Origin of the sequence: Bartonella sp. M0192, assembly GCF_016102305.1 — a bacterium.
In the GTDB taxonomy this organism is placed as follows: domain Bacteria; phylum Pseudomonadota; class Alphaproteobacteria; order Rhizobiales; family Rhizobiaceae; genus Bartonella; species Bartonella apihabitans.
The window spans coordinates 1,475,799-1,493,888 of sequence record NZ_JACFOU010000001.1 but is presented as its reverse complement, the minus strand read 5'-3'; the positions used below and the strand labels follow the sequence as shown (position 1 = coordinate 1,493,888).

Annotated in this window: 15 protein-coding genes; 3 read left to right on the top strand and 12 right to left on the bottom strand. The window is 45.3% G+C overall.

Features of this window, described 5'->3' with window-relative positions; all coding sequences use genetic code 11:
- Nucleotides 1–482: 482 nt before the first annotated feature.
- Nucleotides 483–2,678, bottom strand: a complete 2,196-nt coding sequence (locus H3S82_RS06570; RefSeq protein ID WP_198232103.1) for a ComEC/Rec2 family competence protein — start codon at nucleotides 2,676–2,678, stop codon at nucleotides 483–485.
- Between the two features lie 222 nt (nucleotides 2,679–2,900).
- Between H3S82_RS06570 and gltX the strand changes: the two genes are divergently transcribed.
- Together gltX and gltA are read left to right on the top strand one after the other, a co-directional pair.
- Nucleotides 2,901–4,322, top strand: coding sequence for a glutamate--tRNA ligase (gene gltX / locus H3S82_RS06565; protein WP_198232104.1), 1,422 nt, complete (start codon nucleotides 2,901–2,903; stop codon nucleotides 4,320–4,322).
- Between the two features lie 348 nt (nucleotides 4,323–4,670).
- Nucleotides 4,671–5,963, top strand: a complete 1,293-nt coding sequence (gene gltA / locus H3S82_RS06560; protein ID WP_077971323.1) for a citrate synthase — start codon at nucleotides 4,671–4,673, stop codon at nucleotides 5,961–5,963.
- A 138-nt stretch (nucleotides 5,964–6,101) separates the two neighbouring features.
- Here the strand turns inward: gltA and H3S82_RS06555 are convergent, their stop codons facing one another.
- The 3 genes from H3S82_RS06555 to H3S82_RS06545 all read right to left on the bottom strand — a co-directional run bounded on the left by H3S82_RS06555 (nucleotide 6,102) and on the right by H3S82_RS06545 (nucleotide 8,234).
- Entirely contained in the window at nucleotides 6,102–6,254 is a 153-nt protein-coding gene (locus H3S82_RS06555; RefSeq protein WP_198232105.1) for a hypothetical protein, read from the bottom strand.
- 13 nt (nucleotides 6,255–6,267) lie between these two features.
- Nucleotides 6,268–7,035 (bottom strand): glucose 1-dehydrogenase, encoded by a 768-nt coding sequence (locus H3S82_RS06550; RefSeq protein WP_198232106.1) that lies wholly within the window; start codon nucleotides 7,033–7,035, stop codon nucleotides 6,268–6,270.
- A 77-nt stretch (nucleotides 7,036–7,112) separates the two neighbouring features.
- On the bottom strand, nucleotides 7,113–8,234 hold the full coding sequence (locus H3S82_RS06545) for an ATP-dependent RecD-like DNA helicase (RefSeq protein WP_198232107.1): 1,122 nt from the start codon (nucleotides 8,232–8,234) through the stop codon (nucleotides 7,113–7,115).
- An 86-nt stretch (nucleotides 8,235–8,320) separates the two neighbouring features.
- On the opposite strand from H3S82_RS06545, the gene H3S82_RS06540 reads away from it, so the two are divergent.
- Nucleotides 8,321–9,394: a nitronate monooxygenase family protein gene (locus H3S82_RS06540; RefSeq protein ID WP_198232108.1), complete on the top strand. Its 1,074-nt coding sequence runs from the start codon at nucleotides 8,321–8,323 to the stop codon at nucleotides 9,392–9,394.
- Nucleotides 9,395–9,469: 75 nt separating this feature from the next.
- Here H3S82_RS06540 and ilvN read toward each other — a convergent pair whose 3' ends face one another.
- The 8 genes from ilvN to cbiE all read right to left on the bottom strand — a co-directional run bounded on the left by ilvN (nucleotide 9,470) and on the right by cbiE (nucleotide 18,023).
- Nucleotides 9,470–10,042 carry an acetolactate synthase small subunit gene (gene ilvN, locus H3S82_RS06535; protein WP_198232186.1) on the bottom strand — a complete coding sequence of 191 codons (573 nt, stop codon included), beginning with the start codon at nucleotides 10,040–10,042 and terminating at the stop codon, nucleotides 9,470–9,472.
- Between the two features lie 11 nt (nucleotides 10,043–10,053).
- Nucleotides 10,054–11,853: an acetolactate synthase 3 large subunit gene (locus H3S82_RS06530; protein WP_198232109.1), complete on the bottom strand. Its 1,800-nt coding sequence runs from the start codon at nucleotides 11,851–11,853 to the stop codon at nucleotides 10,054–10,056.
- Between the two features lie 633 nt (nucleotides 11,854–12,486).
- On the bottom strand, nucleotides 12,487–13,302 hold the full coding sequence (locus H3S82_RS06525; protein WP_198232110.1) for a methyltransferase domain-containing protein: 816 nt from the start codon (nucleotides 13,300–13,302) through the stop codon (nucleotides 12,487–12,489).
- Nucleotides 13,286–14,269 (bottom strand): bile acid:sodium symporter family protein, encoded by a 984-nt coding sequence (locus H3S82_RS06520; protein ID WP_198232111.1) that lies wholly within the window; start codon nucleotides 14,267–14,269, stop codon nucleotides 13,286–13,288. Before H3S82_RS06520 ends, H3S82_RS06525 begins: the two co-directional genes overlap by 17 nt.
- 69 nt (nucleotides 14,270–14,338) lie before the next feature.
- Nucleotides 14,339–14,881, bottom strand: coding sequence for a gamma carbonic anhydrase family protein (locus H3S82_RS06515; RefSeq protein WP_077971312.1), 543 nt, complete (start codon nucleotides 14,879–14,881; stop codon nucleotides 14,339–14,341).
- Between the two features lie 29 nt (nucleotides 14,882–14,910).
- Entirely contained in the window at nucleotides 14,911–16,260 is a 1,350-nt protein-coding gene (gene hflX, locus H3S82_RS06510; RefSeq protein WP_198232112.1) for a GTPase HflX, read from the bottom strand.
- Between the two features lie 177 nt (nucleotides 16,261–16,437).
- Nucleotides 16,438–16,680 carry an RNA chaperone Hfq gene (gene hfq / locus H3S82_RS06505; protein WP_077973529.1) on the bottom strand — a complete coding sequence of 81 codons (243 nt, stop codon included), beginning with the start codon at nucleotides 16,678–16,680 and terminating at the stop codon, nucleotides 16,438–16,440.
- 128 nt (nucleotides 16,681–16,808) lie between these two features.
- Nucleotides 16,809–18,023 (bottom strand): precorrin-6y C5,15-methyltransferase (decarboxylating) subunit CbiE, encoded by a 1,215-nt coding sequence (gene cbiE, locus H3S82_RS06500; RefSeq protein ID WP_198232113.1) that lies wholly within the window; start codon nucleotides 18,021–18,023, stop codon nucleotides 16,809–16,811.
- Between the last annotated feature and the right edge of the window lie 67 nt (nucleotides 18,024–18,090).

Genomic DNA, 18,090 nt, shown 5'->3' with positions numbered 1-18,090 from the left:
TTTTATATTTTGTTCTGTTTCAATTATATTTTTTCCGAAAATATAATCACTCTTGCAAAAAAGAGTTTTAATAAAAGTAAGCCATTTAGACGATCGAATTATTAAAGTGGTCGATTTATTAAGTCAATTTTCAGAATGGAAATTTTCAATAACCTGAGCGCGATGCTGTCACACCTGTAATGTCGCGTCAATAATGTCCTGCCTTTAATTTCACGTCAGTCATGTTGTTAAAACCGGTGAAATGGGAAATTTGCCTTTCGGATATGTCGTTCAATATTGTAGATTTTCAGCTTGCTATCAAATATCCCGACGCCGGATAGTTGATCGACGCATTTGACGTTTCATGAAGACCAATGAATATTCAGCAATAAGATCAGGGCTTGATGTTTTACCTGTTTTTCAGCTATCCGAAACTAATCTCCAATGCCCTCCGATTGATCAATCCAGAATAACAGGCCACCTACTTTTCTTAATTTTAACGTTCAAAATTCGGAACCTGACAAACGCAAATATTTCCTGTGTTCGTTCCAAGGGCGCGTTGGTCCACTTTCGATTGCCGATATAATTTTTCCATTGTCTGTTACGACTATGCTGCCTTTGAGATTCAAGGGAGTTTCGGTAATGACCTTTTGTTCCGGTCTGCAATTTATCAGATGAATATTACTGGAAAGTACGAGTATATCATCATCCGGACAGGTCAAGTCGCTGCTATTTTGCTTCTCAATCACCGCTATTTTCAACCCGCCGTCTTTTTGCGCATGACACGTACCATGATCACAAATGAATTGGGCATTCTTCTGGTGGTCTTCTGACGACGGGCCGACAATTCCGTTCAAAGCATATGAACGCAACCAAACTTCCGTTGTAAATCTGGTCGGTTTAATATCTGTAATATAAAGGGTTTTGTCGTCTATCAATCCGACTGCTCCTTTATCTTCAGATATAAGCAATAAAGGCTGTGTTTGATGAATGACAAAAATTATACCGGCCAAAAAGAATATTGTGGAAAACAAACATAATCTTGTTTTGAAAAACAGCAGGATTACGAGGCCGATGGATAAAAAAACCAATGCTATAGCGGGTATCAGCCCCGGATTGACGTCGGGAGAAATCGAAGCCATGCTATAGGCTATTTTTTCGACAAATTTCACCCCTACTCCCATAATTTGCAAGGGCCACCACTCCAGACCAAAAGGCATTAGCAGCGCGGCGGCAAGAGCGAAAGGCATGACAGCAATCGACATAACAGGAAAGGCTAAAGCGTTGCTAAGAACGCCTAAAGGCGCCGTGTTGGAAAAATGATAAGCGGAAAAAATCCCGCTTGCGAGTCCCGCAACAAGTGATGCGACGGCGGTTGAGAGAACCGGAAACAGAACAATTCGCATCACGCCAGCACCGAAAAACATTGGCGTTGTCTGAAAACCGGATTTATGTTTCCGGCTCCACCAGCCAAATGTTGCAATCAAAGCTCCGGTTGCCGAAAACGACATTTGAAAACTCGGTCCCAAAACTTCATGAGGAAACACAACCAGAGTTATAATTGCTGCGATAGCAAGGTTACGCATTGTAATTGCGGAACGATCAAAAATTATTGCCACAAGCATAACCGCAACCATTACGAAACTGCGTTGGGCAGCAACGTCCGAGCCGGACAATAACAGATAGAAAGCGGATACAAACAACGCCGCCGCCGCGGCAATTTTCTTTGATTGATAGCGCGAAGCAAAAGACGGAAATAGTGCAAGCAATGTCCGGATAACAATTAAAACCATTCCCGCGACCATCGCCATATGTAAACCCGAAATAGACAATATATGGGAAAGTCCGGCTATGCGTAATGCTTCATTTGTTGCCGGTAGAATACCGCCCCTCTGACCAGTAATAAGTGCCGCTGCTATGCTACCTGTTTCGCCACCTATCGCATTGATTATCCTGTTTGTCATTGCCAAGCGGAGACGCGCAACCGCTAAAGAAAACCGTTCCATTGACGAAGTGGGCGGGTCGACAAAAATCTTTGTCGGTTTACCGACAAAATACCCTTGTGCGCCGATTGATTGAAAATAGTTTGCAAAGCTGAAATCATAGCTATCAGGACGTATCGGGCCGGAGCTTGCCCGTAATTTTGCACGTCCTTCGATACCATCTCCAGGTTCAAATTCTGTGTTGCTACTGGAGAATGTTAGTTTTGCACGTTCAGGAGCATGATTGAGATGCGGTTTTTCAGTGGAAATTATATCCACGATCAACCGTGATTTCCCTCGTGCTACTTTTTCAACAGATATAATCCGTCCTTTGATTGTCGAAGAGATATCACTCCCGAGCATTGGCGTAGAAAGACGCCAGGTTTCTATTTTCGAACACAAAGCACCAAGAAAAATGCACATTGCCAAACCGGTTATATAAAAGGCCGGACAAAAGTGACGGGAGAGAATGAATATCCCGATTGCGATCATAGAAAGCGCTGTAAGAGTTCTGCCATCAGGTTCGTAAGAAAGTCCGAAATAGATGACTACACCGACAGTCATGAACACAGGTATTAGTAAAAATAATAATCCTTGTTCGCGTTCAAAAATGAATGCGGAATACCCCCACAAAAATATATCGGCGAGTTGTTTATAAAGCCGCTTTAACCCTGTTTTATGTGGAGCGATAAATGGTATATCATCTGGCAGACTCACGACATGCCGTTCAAGCGGACTGTAAAGCTGCGCAACAGACCTCGTTCTGGTCTTAACGGATTGGCTGTTCAACCTTTGCGCATTTGATTTGCTTTCTAACGCATTTCTCTGCTTTATAATTCTATCCGTCCCCGTTGGTATGGCTGGTGCATGGTGCTGAGTCTATGCTAATGGTTCGACGCCATACTGACAATGGAATACTCAAAGAAATCTGGAGACATTATGTCCACGCCTGTAGTTACACGTTTTGCCCCTTCACCAACCGGTTTTCTCCATATCGGAGGGGCGCGTACCGCTCTTTTCAACTGGCTTTATGCCAAACACACTGGCGGCAAGATGCTGCTCCGCATTGAGGATACCGACCGCGAAAGATCTACAAAAGCTGCCGTCGATGCAATTATTGACGGATTGAAATGGTTGGGACTGACATGGGAAGGCGATCCCATTTCACAATTTTCGCGCGTTGACCGGCATCGCGAAGTAGCAGAAGAACTCGTCAAAAAAGGCCAAGCCTATTATTGTTACGCAACGCCGGAAGAGTTGACCGAAATGCGTGAAAAAGCGCGCGCAGAGGGAAAGCCGCCGCGTTATAACGGCATATGGCGTGACCGCGACCCATCTGAGGCTCCCAAAGGTGTAAAGCCGGTCATTCGCATCAAAGCGCCCCAACAGGGCGAGACAATTGTTCATGACCGCGTTCAGGGCGATGTACATTTTCCGAATAAAGATCTCGACGATTTCATTATTCTTCGTTCGGATGGCACGCCAACATATATGCTTGCAGTTGTTGTAGATGATCATGACATGGGGGTCACTCACGTTATCCGCGGTGATGACCACCTGACCAATGCGGCCCGCCAGACAATTCTATTCAATGCTATGGGCTGGGATGTTCCGGTTATGGCTCATATCCCGCTCATCCATGGGGCAGATGGTGCGAAACTTTCAAAAAGGCATGGTGCGCTCGGCGTTGATGCCTATCGTGCCATGGGGTACTTGCCTATTGCCTTGCGCAATTATCTTGTTCGTCTCGGCTGGAGCCACGGAGACGATGAAATTATGTCGACCGAAGATATGATCTCGTGGTTTGATATTAACGACATTAACAAAGGTGCAGCGCGCTTCGATTTTAAAAAGCTCGAAGCGATCAATGGTCAATATATGCGTATGAGTGACGACAAAGATTTGTTTGACGCTGCGCTTTCTATTCTGCCCGAGATTGAAGGTGGTAAAGAACTAGAGGCCAAACTGAACGAGAAAAATCGTTCAGAATTCCTAAAGGCAATGCCGGAGCTCAAAGAGCGCGCAAAGACACTTGTCGAGCTTATTGATAATGCTGCTTTTATCTTTTCTGACCGTCCATTGAAACTCGATGAAAAGGCAACCAACCTATTAAGTGACGAAGGCAAGACCATCCTCAAAGGGATTTATTCCGCTCTCGAATCTTGCACGGACTGGACCAAAGAAAAGCTTGATCATATTATCCGGAACTATGCTGAAGAGGCTCAATTAAAGCTCGGTAAAGTTGCTCAGCCATTGCGTGCAGCATTAACCGGAAGAGCCGTTTCGCCAGGCGTTTTCGATGTTCTTGTCATTTTAGGACGTGACGAGTCGCTTGGACGAATTCGTGATCAGATTGCTTAAGGAAAAATCACAAAACAAGCTTTATAATCTGAAAACGACTTTAATATTTATAGATTAATTTTGCACCACAGCCTTTTTTTTAAAGGGCTGTGGCTTTTTTTCTTAACAGTTTGAATAGAAATCAGAAGTTGCAAGAATTCCGCTGCATTTTTACGCAATTTCTTAAAATTGAATCACACAAGATTGACACCGGTAACGAAAAAATACGCAACTTAGACATTGCAAGCCGGCTCTTTTCGGATAATCTGGAAAACAACACAGGCATTGGACGTGAGCCGCAGTCATTACCTGTAATGTGAACGCGGTACCTCATCGTTTGTGGGGTGGAGGTTCTGAAAGGGAAGACATATGATAGATAATAAAGCACATATAACTGTTGACGGTAAAAGCATTGAGCTTCCGGTACGTAAAGGCACTATGGGGCCAGACGTTATCGAAATTGCTCCGCTCTATAAAGAAACCGGAACATTCACTTATGATCCCGGTTTTACGTCAACAGCTTCTTGTGAATCTAAAATCACTTTTATCGACGGAAACAAAGGCGTATTGCTGTATCGTGGCTATCCGATAGATCAGCTTGCAGAACAGGGCGATTTCCTGGAAACCTGTTACCTGCTTCTATACGGTGAACTTCCGAGTAAAAAACAAAAAGAAGATTTTGACCGCACAGTGCGCGAACATACAATGGTTCACGAACAGTTTTCGCGATTCTTTCACGGCTTCCGCCGCGACTCACACCCGATGGCTGTGATGGTGGCTTGTCTTGGAGCAATGTCGGCCTTCTATCACGATTCACTTGATATCGCTGATCCCCGTCAAAGAATGATCGCATCAATCCGGTTGATTTCGAAAGTACCGACTCTCGCCGCTATGGCCTACAAATATTCAATCGGCCAACCGTTTGTTTACCCACGCAACGACTTGGGCTACGCTGCTAATTTCCTGCAAATGTGCTTTGCTGTTCCTTGCGAGGAATATAAAGTTAATCCGGTGCTGGCACGCGCTATGGATCGTATTTTCATTCTTCATGCCGACCATGAACAGAATGCTTCGACATCAACTGTTCGTCTAGCCGGTTCTTCGGGTGCCAACCCGTTTGCATGTATTGCTGCCGGCGTCGCCTGCCTGTGGGGTCCTGCTCACGGCGGTGCTAATGAAGCCTGCTTGAAAATGCTTCAGGAAATTGGTTCGGTTGATAGAATTCCTGACTTTATCGCACGCGCCAAGGATAAAAACGATCCTTTCCGCCTGATGGGATTTGGTCACCGCGTCTATAAAAATTACGACCCTCGTGCAAAAATCATGCAAAAGACATGTCATGAAGTTTTGACCGAACTTGGTATCAAGGACGATCCGCTTCTCGACATCGCTATGGAACTCGAACATATTGCTCTTAATGATGAATATTTCATTGAGAAGAAGCTTTACCCGAATGTTGATTTCTATTCCGGCATTACATTGAAAGCTCTCGGATTCCCGACCGATATGTTCACAGTTCTGTTTGCCTTGGCACGCTGTGTCGGCTGGGTTGCACAATGGAAAGAAATGATTGAGGATCCGGCACAGAAGATCGGCCGTCCGCGTCAGCTCTATACCGGAGCTGCACGCCGTGACTATGTTCCTATCGACAAACGGAAATAATTTGCTTCGGAAATATTCAATTTCTTGAAAGACAAAATTATAACCCCGTCACAACATTTTGTGACGGGGTTATTTTTAATTCAAACATTACGTTAGAGACCAAGATAGCGTCGTTAAAAAAGTCGGCTACCTAGTGTCTTAGACGAATTCCATAAATTCACTCAACTCTGCTAACCGACATTCGCCGCCGGTCAGATGCCGGTCACAACCGGCATAAGACGCGTCTTCACCGGTTGCCTGCATTCGCGTAGCGTTAGCGACTGCCCATATAGTCTGGTTGGGCAATGGCATGATTTAACGCACTTTATTGGGCAGTATAGCCGCCATCAATAACCAATTCCGAACCGGTGACAAAACCGGATTCATCGGAAGCAAGATAAAGAATACCGTAAGCAATATCGTCCGGTACTCCTAATTTTCCAATCGGGTGGAGAGCTGTTAACTCTGCTTTTCTTTCCTCGACATTGCCGCTGTCTATGGCATTTTGTTCAACCATCGGTGTCCAGATATAGCCAGGATGGACGGAATTGACGCGAATTCCATAACCCGATTTTGCGCAATGCAATGCAGCAGACTTCGTGAAAAGGCGAACCCCGCCCTTACTTGCGTTATAGGCAGCAAGCGTTGGATCCCCAACCAAGCCTTCGATCGATGACAAATTGATAATCGAACCGCTCTTTTGATTTTTCATCACACGTATCGCTTCGCGGGTACCAAGAAAAACCGCATCAAGGTTGATTGATAAGAGAAAGCGCCATTTTTCCATAGTTTCGTCTTCAGCCGAAGCCGAATGCCCAACGCCTGCGTTATTCACCAGAATATCCAGCCGGCCAAAGAGACTGACTGTGTCGTCAACGACTTTTTTCCATTGGTCTTCCTTGGAAACGTCATGTTTCATGTATTTTGCAGTACCGCCGGATTTATTAATTTCCGCCTCTACTTTTTTGCCTTGCACTTCATCAAGATCGGTCAAAACAACCTTCGCACCTTCTTTGGCTAGAAGACGTGATGTCGCCTCGCCCAAACCTTTTGCACCGCCTGTAACGATTGCAACTTTGTCTTTCACCCGCATAGTAAATTCTCCTCATAGGTACATTGAAATAGTATTCTATTTTAATCGCAATTATCGAATGTTATCAGAAGAATTGATTATCGTACAATTGTCAATTTTTCGGCTGCACGCGTGATTGCTGTATAAAGCCAACGTTCGCGCGTATCACGAAAAGCAAAACTTTCATCAAATAATACAACATTATCCCATTGCGAGCCTTGGGCTTTATGGACCGTTAAAGCATAGCCATAATCAAAATCATCATAACGGCGCTTCATTTGCCAGGAAATATCGCTTTCCGGGTCATCAAAAACTGCTTTCAACAACTTGATTTTTGCAACACCGCGATCATCATCTTCCGGAGTGACGAGCAAACTTATACCGGGTTTTACGGTTTCCTTGGATGCCGTCATTACTCTCCATAACGACCCATTCAACAAACCTTTTGCCGGATCATTGCGCAAGCAAACAAGCTTATCGCCGGCTTGCGGGTAATCGGCTGTAAAACCTTTGAGTTCTCTCAAACGCTTATTATAGAGGCGACGTGTTCGATTAATGCCAACGAGAACCTGATCGGCGTCGAGAACCAGTTGCTGGTCAACCTGCTTCCGCGTTATGACTTGAGCCGCACCATAGTCGCCATAGTCAATATCGCGTCCTTCACGAACATCCATTGCGAGACGAATAATCGGGTTATCCCGTGCCTGACGGTGAATTTCCGTCAAAAGGAAATCCGGTTCATGTTCGGTAAAAAATCCGCCTCCCGATATTGGCGGCAATTGTCCGGGGTCTCCCAACACAAGAATAGGGGTTCCAAAGCTCATGAGATCACGCCCGAGCTGTTCATCAACCATTGAGCATTCATCAATGACAACAAGCTTGGCCTGTGCAATCGGACTTTGACGATTGAGTGAAAACATCGGTGCCATCGAAGTTTTACCTGTGTTTTCGTCGGCAACTTCTTCTTCACCCCTTGGGCGATATATCAAAGAGTGAATAGTTCGCGCATTGCTCGCGCCTTTTGAGCGTAACACCTGCGCCGCTTTACCGGTGAAAGCGGCAAATTGCACCGTACCATCAACGCTTTCGGCAAAATAGCGTGCCAAGGTTGTTTTTCCCGTGCCCGCATAGCCAAACAAACGAAAAACCTGAGACTGACCATTTTTAAGCCAATTTGCGACGCTGGTCAGTGCTTTATCTTGCTGTGGTGAAAATTGCATAACTTATCCAAACAGGATTCGACGGTTCAGAGCAAGTCCATTATAGTCCTTTTAAAAACAGCACCCGTGTTTTTAGGGAGGAAGATATGTCCTACATCGATTTCTGTCATCATTTCAATCTCGAAATCCCGCTTATTCAAGCTCCAATGGCAGGGGTTTCAACACCGGAGCTTGCGGCAGAAATCTGTAATAATGGCGCTATTGGCTCTCTGGGATTGGGCGCATCCTCGCCTGATGCTGCATCTCGGGCAATAGAAACATTAAAAAAGGTCACAAGGCGGCCATTTAATATCAATTTTTTTTGCCACAAGCCTGTCAAGCCCGACGAACAAATTGACGACGCGTGGCTTCAGAAATTAAGTCCCCTGTTCCACAAATTTAACGCCGAGCCACCTCAAACTTTGCGGGAAATCTATAGCAGTTTTTATATGAACGACGAATTGTTCGAGCTCGTTATGAAAGAAAAACCGGCAATTGTGAGTTTCCATTTCGGACTTCCCGAAACCGAAAAAATCTTGGCTATGAAGCAAGCCGGAATATATCTCATAGCAACAGCAACCAATCTTGATGAAGCTTGGGCTATTGAAAACGCCGGCTTGGATGCAATTATTGCTCAAGGTTATGAAGCCGGCGGTCATCGAGGGATATTCGATGAAAATTTAGCGGACTCATGTCTTTCTCTCAAACAGCTTTTAAAGATAATTTTGAAAAATCTTTCCATACCCGTCATATCGGCTGGCGGATTAATGGATGGTCAAGATATTGCAGAATGCATTAAAGCCGGTGCAAGCGCCGTGCAATTAGGAACAGCTTTCATAGCCTGCCCCCAATCGCAAGCCGATAGCGGATATAAACAAACTCTCGCCAGCCAATCAGCATATCATACAGTTATGACACGTGCTTTCTCGGGGCGACCAGCGCGTGCGCTTTATAATTCTTTTGTCGATTTCACCCGGCATCAGCCGGATAAAGATGTACCTTCCTATCCCTATGCCTATGACGCGGCAAAACAAATTGCCAATCTTGCCAAAGGACATCAGGACTTCGGATTCGGTGCCTATTGGGCTGGCCAAGGTGCTCCCTTTTCCCGACCGATGGACGCGAAGAAACTTCTTGCTTGCCTCAAAAAAGAATTTCTTGATGCTATGCAATCGTCGTAAAAATGAGCGTTTAAAAAAAGGCCCCTACCTTGCGGTAGAGACCTTCAAACTGGTTTATCGTTTAGCTTTCCGTTATCACATGCCGTCCGGACCACGGTTCATCGCCGAAACGCCTGTCCGACATATTTCTACCAATCCCAAAGGCTCCATAATGGAAATAAACTGATCGACTTTCGCGGTGCGTCCGGTAATTTCGAAAATAAAATGTTCGGCCGTTGCATCGATCACCTTGGCGTGGAATGCCTCGGCCAAACGCAATGCTTCCACACGATCGGCACCTTCACCTGTTACTTTTATAAGTGCCAATTCCCGCTCGATAGGTCCATCTTGCCCCTGCTCACGTGCACGAACAGTCAAATCGACCACGCGATGAACCGGTATAATCCGTTCCAACTGATGACGAATCTGGTTAAGAACTTGCGGCGTTGCCCGTGTCACAACCGTAATACGGGAAAGCTTTTCTGCATGTTCTGTTTCCGAAACTGTCAAGCTTTCAATATTATAACCGCGTCCCGAAAACATCCCGATAACACGGGCAAGCACGCCCGGTTCGTTATCAACGAGAACTGCAAGCATATGCGTTTCCATCGGGTCATTATTCGGCTCGATAAAATAAGCCGAACCAAAACTTAAATTCTGTGCGTTCATCATTCTATCCCTTATACGAGCGAGCGACCTTTTGCGTCGATAGCATTCTGAATTGTTTCATCATTAGCTTCGTCAGGAAGAAGCATGTCATTATGTGCCCTACCCGATGGAATCATCGGAAAACAATTTTCCTGCTTGGCAACCACACAATCAAAGAAAACCGGCTTGTCGCATTCAAGCATTTCTTTGATTTTCCCATCAAGTTCTTCCGGTTTCGAGCATCTTATGCCAACTGCACCATAAGCCTCGGCGAGTTTTACAAAATCCGGCATAGCATCTGTGTAGGAATTCGACAGCCTGTTTCCATGGAGAAGCTGCTGCCACTGACGCACCATTCCCATATAATGGTTGTTCAATATAAACACCTTGACGGGTGTTTTATGTTGCATTGCCGTTGCCAATTCCTGAATGTTCATCTGAATTGACGCATCGCCTGCAACACAAATAACCAGCGCATCAGGATGCGCAATTTGCACGCCGATCGAAGCCGGAAAGCCATATCCCATCGTACCGGATCCACCCGATGTCATGAAATGGCGTGGTTCCTCGAAGCCATAATATTGAGCCGTCCACATCTGGTGTTGGCCAACTTCTGTTGTGATATATGCGTTTTTGTCTTTCGTAAGTTCATAAAGGCGTTTTATCGCATATTGCGGCATAATAACATCGGATCTGTGCTTATAAGCCAGACAATTACGCGCTCTCCAGTGATTGATTTCATCCCACCAGACTTTTCTTGCTTCTTTGTCCGGCACCGGTTTCAGAGCACGCAAACTGCGCGTCATATTTTCCAGAACATGCGCAACATCGCCAACGATCGGAACTTCAACCTGAACAGTTTTGTTGATTGATGAAGGGTCAATATCGATATGAATAATTCTTGCTTTCGGTGCGAAAGCGTCAAGACGACCGGTAATACGATCATCAAAACGTGCACCGATCGCCAACATCACATCGCAGTCATGCATTGTCATATTGGCTTCGTAAGTACCGTGCATACCGAGCATACCCAGCCAATTTTTTCCCGATGCCGGATAGGCTCCCAATCCCATCAGTGTTGATGTGATAGGAAAATCACCGAGAGCAACAAGCTCACGCAACAATCTTACCGCATTGGCACCGGAGGAAATAACACCGCCACCGGTATAAATTACCGGTTTTTTCGCTTCAGCGAGCATTGAAACCGCATATTCGATTGCTTTGGCGTTACCGTCCAATTGGGGGCGATAGCTTTGGCGTGGCATGGAGCGCGGCGCGGTATAAACGCCCGAAGCAAATTGTACATCCTTCGGTATGTCGATCAAAACCGGTCCCGGCCGTCCCGTTTGTGCAATATAGAACGCTTCATGAATGATGCGGGCAAGGTCGTTTACGTCTTTTACCAACCAGTTATGTTTCGTACACGGACGTGTAATACCGACGGTATCGGCTTCCTGAAAACCGTCTGTACCAATCAGCGTTGTAGGAACCTGCCCTGAAAAACAGACAAGCGGAATAGAATCCATCAATGCGTCCTGTAATGCTGTAACGGTATTTGTAGCCCCCGGACCAGATGTCACCAACATAACGCCGACTTTACCGGTACTGCGAGCATATCCTTCGGCTGCGTGTCCGGCTGCCTGCTCATGGCGAACAAGAATATGTTCGAATGAATTCTGCTGATAAATTTCGTCAAAAATCGGGAGAACTGCTCCTCCGGGGTAACCAAATACACGTTCTACCCCTTGATCGATAAGCGCTTGTACGACCATTTCCGCACCAGACATTGTTTTTCCGTCGAAACTGTCTTTTGGTTTTGGTTCTTCTGTCATTTTTCCTACTCGTCAACTGAATTCTTTGGCTAATAAAAAAGGCCCCCAAGGGAGCCTGTTTCGCGTATGAGTGGCTGTTAGCCGAATGGTTACACCATTTGCCTCATACGCGTTCGCACTACTAGAATAATCTGTTTCATGCGCGAAACATTATTATGCCTATGACAGCCCGTCAATCCAAAAGTTTCAATTTTTATCTAATATGTGTAGTTTATTAAGCAGAATCTTGATTTTCCGATTGCATGTTTTTGTATAAAGCCTCTTCTATTTTGTACCCGTCTTTTAAATCAACGTGTCAAAGCCGTGTGTAACAGACAGTCGAATTCAATCGTCAGAGAAATACGTTTCTTGAATCTTGGAAGTTTTCGCCGCACTATTTTATATAGGTTTCAGGGATCACAAGAGCATTTTTGATATATTAGAAACCCGACATATTTCCCACTTTGTTTCCACGAACTAAAAACCTCAATTCTATGTCCGGCTTAAGGGGTAACAAAAACGGATGGAGCACGAAGCAAGCGAGCTCTTAAATTCCTCAACACTATAGAGGAAATAATCGCCGGTTCATTCGTTCGATTAAATGGACAATGAGAACAAAGAGCCCCGATCTGTTACCAAGATCCGGTCGAAAAGTCAGGATATCTTGCGAGTGACATATAATTGTCCCGGCACAGGCTCACCCTGTTCGGCACGAACAACTATATTATTGACGCTTACACATTCAATATTGTGTTTTGCCAATTCATTCCGGATATAATCCTCGTTGTGGGCAAAACGTTGATGAGGTCCTACTTTATAGCTCAGTCCGTTAAATGCGCTTTCGGAAAGTGTTTCGGTTGAAAAACCGAAAACTCCATGTTGTGCAAGACGTTCAGAAACTTTATCGAAAAACAATCCGATGTCCCCCATATAGGGTAGAACGTCGGTAGCGACAATCAAATCCCACTGCTCGGCAGAGCGTGTAACAAATTCCAAGGCATCGCCTACAAACAGATGCTGGTAATCACCTTTTTCATGTGCAATCTCGATCATATTTTCGGAAAGATCGACACCGGTCTTGTCACTTGCCAGATCATCAAGTGCATCAGCCGAAAGTCCTGTGCCACAGCCAAGATCGAGCATTCGATCAAATTTCAAGTCGGGAAAAGCTGCTAATAACTGTTCTCGCAATTGTAACGGTACGTCATAGCCCAATTGATCAACCAGAATATAATCGAACATATCGGCATTTTGGTCGAATAAAGTTGCCACATAGGCTTTTGGAGCAGTCTTCGGCGTTTCTCCCCGATTAATAGAAGCAAGTCTCACTCTAATCCCGCCATAATCTTCGGGATCTGCTTCCAATGCCCGTCGATATGCTGCGGCTGCTTCATCAAATTTTCCCTGTTTTTCAAGGGAAAGCCCGAGGTTATAAAAATGTTCCAATTCGGCTTTATTCGTCTGTGCCACTTTGTTTTCTTCTTTCCGATAAATGACGAGCAATGATCGTACATACCATCAATTGTATCTGGTGAAATAACATGAGTGGCAAGACAATTGCGCCGATTGCCCCACCCGAGCCGGCAAAAATGGCATTTGCCATTGGCGCGCCACTTGCGAGACTTTTTTTCGAACCGCAAAAAGTAATTGTTATGCAGTCCTTCTCGTCGAAGCCTAACAATTTTGACCCATACCATGTGACGGTCAATACAATCGCTAGCAAAACCACGTCGATAATAATCATCACAATCAGATCGTGCCAGCTTGTGGTGTGCCACAATCCGCTTGTAGTCGCTTCGCTAAATGCAAGATAGACAACCAGAATAATTGACCCTCTGTCGACGATTGAAGTCAAGGATTTGTGCCGCACTATAAAATTTCCGATAAAGCGCTGGCAAAGCTGACCGAGAACAAACGGAATAAGCAGTTGCACCAGAATGCTTTCAAATGCCGTTGCCGATATGGTTGCGTTGCCACCGCCTGCGGAAAACAGAAGTCCGACGAGAAGCGGCGTTAAAAACATGCCAAAAATATTCGATGCTGAAGCCGAAACAATTGCAGCAGGAATATTTCCACCAGCGATGGACGTGAAAGCTATCGACGATTGGACCGTTGAAGGCAAGACGCACAAATAGAGGATGCCCGCATAGAAAGCAGACTCTTTCAACCCCGGAACGATAATGCCTGCCAAAACACCCAAAATCGGAAAAAGAACAAATGTCGCAAGAAACACTGTCAAATGCAGTCGCCAGTGAACAATACCGGCTAGAACCGCTTGCCACGGTAACTTTGCTCCGTGCAGGAAGAATAGTAATCCGACAAAAATCTGGGTAAGCAACGAAAACCAATCCGCCGCTTTTCCGGATATTGGGGCGATGCTGGCAATGATAATTGCCACAATCAGCGCAGTTAAGAATTTGTCTGGCAAAAACTTCATTATTGCTATTCTTCTTGTTGTACGAAGAAAATGGAATAGTTGATGAGTAGCCCCTCGTAAATGGACCTATCATTGTTCCGGCAAAGTGAGAGGCACGAGATTATATTTGAATCTTTGTGCATTGTCATAATAATGTGACGCAGATTTTTTAATGCCTTCTATTTCCTCATCGGTCAAATTTCTGACAAAACGTGCCGGATTGCCAACAATAAGTGACCGGCTCGGAAACTCTTTCCCTTGAGTAACCAATGCCCCTGCTCCCACTATCGACTCTTCGCCAATAACCGCGTGGTTCATAATAATGGCACCCATTCCGATCAAGCTGGTATCTCCAATGGTACAACCGTGAAGGATGACTTTATGACCAATAGTACAATTTTTGCCAATTGACACTTCGATACCAACATCGGTGTGAACCATTGTCATATCCTGAATATTTGTTCCCTCACCAATAGTAATCGTTTCATTGTCCCCGCGCAAAACGCTTCCGAACCAAACACTGGAGCGCGGCTTTAAAACCACCTTTCCGATAATTTCGGCACTTTCTGCAACCCAGCTCGCTGCACTATCTTCAACAACGGGATCTATACCATCAAGCCGATAAAAAGCCATTTGCATTTCCCTCCGGAGATAAATTTCGGTTAGTCCGAATGTTTTGTTTTAATGATATTATCGAAGCGATCATTCGCCTGTACGGTTAGATTTGCCAAAACAATAACCGAACCGTCATCTTTAGACGTCTTTTTGACGACCTCACCATTCTTGTAAAGCCAATCAAGAAGACCATATTCATCCGGCTTGAGAACAATTTGCCGTTTGATCATTTCGCCGGATATTCGTTTTTCAATAATCGCGAGAAGTTTGTCAACGCCTTTGCCGGTTAGAGCAGAAACAGCCACAACCGGCGTGAGAGAAGTGCGGGCAGAATCCTGCAAAGCAGCCAGTGACACATCGTCGAGCAAATCGACCTTGTTCCAGACTTCTATAATGTGATGAGGATCATCTGTATTGACACCAAGACTTGATAAAATATTCAAGACATCCTGCGCGTGGGCGTGGTTTTCGACGTCCGACATATCGCGCACATGAAGGATGAGGTCAGCTTCGACAACCTCTTCCAATGTGGCTCTGAATGCTGCAACGAGATGGGTTGGAAGATCGGAAATGAATCCAACCGTATCCGACAACATCACCGTCTGTTCGTGCGGCAGGATTACTTTGCGCAATGTCGGATCAAGTGTTGCAAAGAGCATGTCTTTGGCCAACACATCCGCGCCCGTCAAACGATTGAATAATGTCGATTTACCGGCATTGGTATAACCGACAAGTGCTATAACCGGATAAGGGACTTTTTTTCTTTTCGCCCTATGGAGTGCTCTTGTTCTGACGACTGTTTCAAGTTCACGCTTGATGCGAACAATTTTGGCCTGCAAAATGCGCCGGTCAGCTTCAATCTGTGTTTCACCAGGTCCGCCGAGAAAGCCGCTGCCACCGCGCTGTCTTTCCAAGTGGGTCCAACTTCTGACCAATCGACCCTTTTGATAATTGAGGTGGGCAAGCTCCACCTGAAGGACACCTTCTTTTGTTCTTGCCCTATCGCCAAAAATCTCGAGAATAAGAGCTGTGCGATCAATAACTTTGCAGTTCCAGGCTTTTTCAAGATTTCTCTGCTGGATCGGCGTCAGAGAAGAGTCCATGACCGCAAGGTCGATTTTTCCATCAGAAACAACCTTGCCGATTTCTTCGACTTTTCCTTGACCTAGCAAGGTTGCCGGACGCGGTTTTTCGATATTGACGGATATTTTTTCAACAACATTCAGGCGGATAGCTTCGGCAAGCCCTACCGCTTCATCGATACGCGAGCGCGACGATGCTTCATAATTTTTCTTCGAGTTCTCCCGATCATATATGACGGGAACGATAACAATTGCTCGTGTTTCAACTGTTTGTCTTGAAACCAGTTTGTGGGTCTTGTCATGATCGTCCATCATGACAAGCTAACCACAAAACTCGACATAAAAGTGGGAAGACCGGGAAGTGAAAAAACCTGATCTTTTTGGCAAGAAAACTTTTTTCAACCGAAAACTCTTTTTTGAAGTTTCAACCGAAAATTCCTTTTTTAAAAAATGCCCTAGGAGCTATCCCCCCAAGAAATTATCCCGGAGGAGCTATTCAATGTCCTCTTCTTCATCCAGCATCTGCACCGGCTGACTAGGCATTATGGTCGATATCGCATGCTTGTAAACGAGCTGGGAGTGCCCGTCACGTCGCAGCAACACGCAAAAATTGTCGAACGATGTTACTATGCCGGTAAGTTTGACGCCATTTACCAAAAAGATTGTAAGAGAAATCTTCTGTTTACGTACTGCATTCAGAAAGAGATCCTGCAGGTGCTGCGATCGTTCTGTCATTGTTCTTATACCTATATTTCGAACCGCATAAAATTCTAATTTGTTCATATCGAACAAAAAACCACCAGTTGTCAATCCGTAACTACAACCGCGCCCACAGCTTTAAGTAGCATAATATGTTAAACAGTTCAGGTTTTTCGGGCAATCATCATGGTGATAGGAAGCGAATTGCGCCATACGTGAAAATTTCCCAAAGGAACAGCTTCTGCAAATGCAAGATGAATGAGGCGCGCATTAACTTTTTTGGAATGCTCTGCAAGGATGGCATTGGTTTCAAGCGTTACAGCATTGACAACCAGCCTTCCACCGGACTTCAAACTTTTCCAGCAGCAGTCGAACAAATCGGGATGGGTAAAACCGCCGCCAATAAATATTGCATCGGGGCTTTCAAGGCCAGCCAGACAAAACGGCGCTTCTCCTCTTATAAGCGAGAGACCGATAACTCCAAAGTGATCGGCATTTTTTAAAATCGTATTTTGTCTACTCTCTTTTTTTTCAATTGCATAAGCACGTGTTCCTCTAGCGGCACGTAACCATTCAATCGAAATCGAGCCGCTACCGGCTCCAACATCCCACAATACTTCACCAAATCTCGGAGCAAGATGCGCCATAGTAACTGCCCTGACATCCTGTTTGGTGAGTTGACCGTCTGTGAAAAAGGCGTCATCGGGCAATCCTGAACAAAAACTAAATCCGGCATCTGCACGATCAGCGTGGCATTCAACCGCGACCAGATTGAGATTTTCGCAATCATCAAGGTCGAATTTCTCAGCCTTTCGAGCGCGAATGCGCTGTTTTTCACCGCCCAAATGTTCCATGACAGTCATTTCACTTGCACCAAAACCATAATCTACTAGGAGTTTTGCAAGCTCTGACGGACTGTTTTTGTTTTCCGACAGAATAATCAATCGGTTATTGTTCTGCAATTGGCCAAGGATGGAACGAATAGGACGGCCGTTGATTGAAAGGCAGACTGTATCTTGCAATGCCCAGCCGAGATGTGAGGCGGCCAATGAAAACGACGACGGATGTGGCAGAACCAATACCTCGGCTACGGGTACTTTTCGAAGTAAAGTTGCTCCTGCTCCGAAAAACATAGGATCTCCGCTGACCAGCGCGACAACATTTTGCCCTTTTAACGACAATATTCCGTCTACGCCTTTTGAAAAAGGTGACGGCCAAGAAATTAATTTCGCCGACAAATTTTCAGGCAAAAAACCAAGATGTCGTTTGCCACCATATATATGGGAAGCCGCAGTTAAAGCATTTTGTTGGCGCAGCGTAAGGCCACTCCAGCCGTCATCTCCGATACCAATAATTGTCAGCCAAGGTTTTTTGTTCATTCACGTTGATCGGTAAGCTATTTGTCCCTATTTAGCTTTATTAGAATCTGCCCACTCCGAGAGCAAG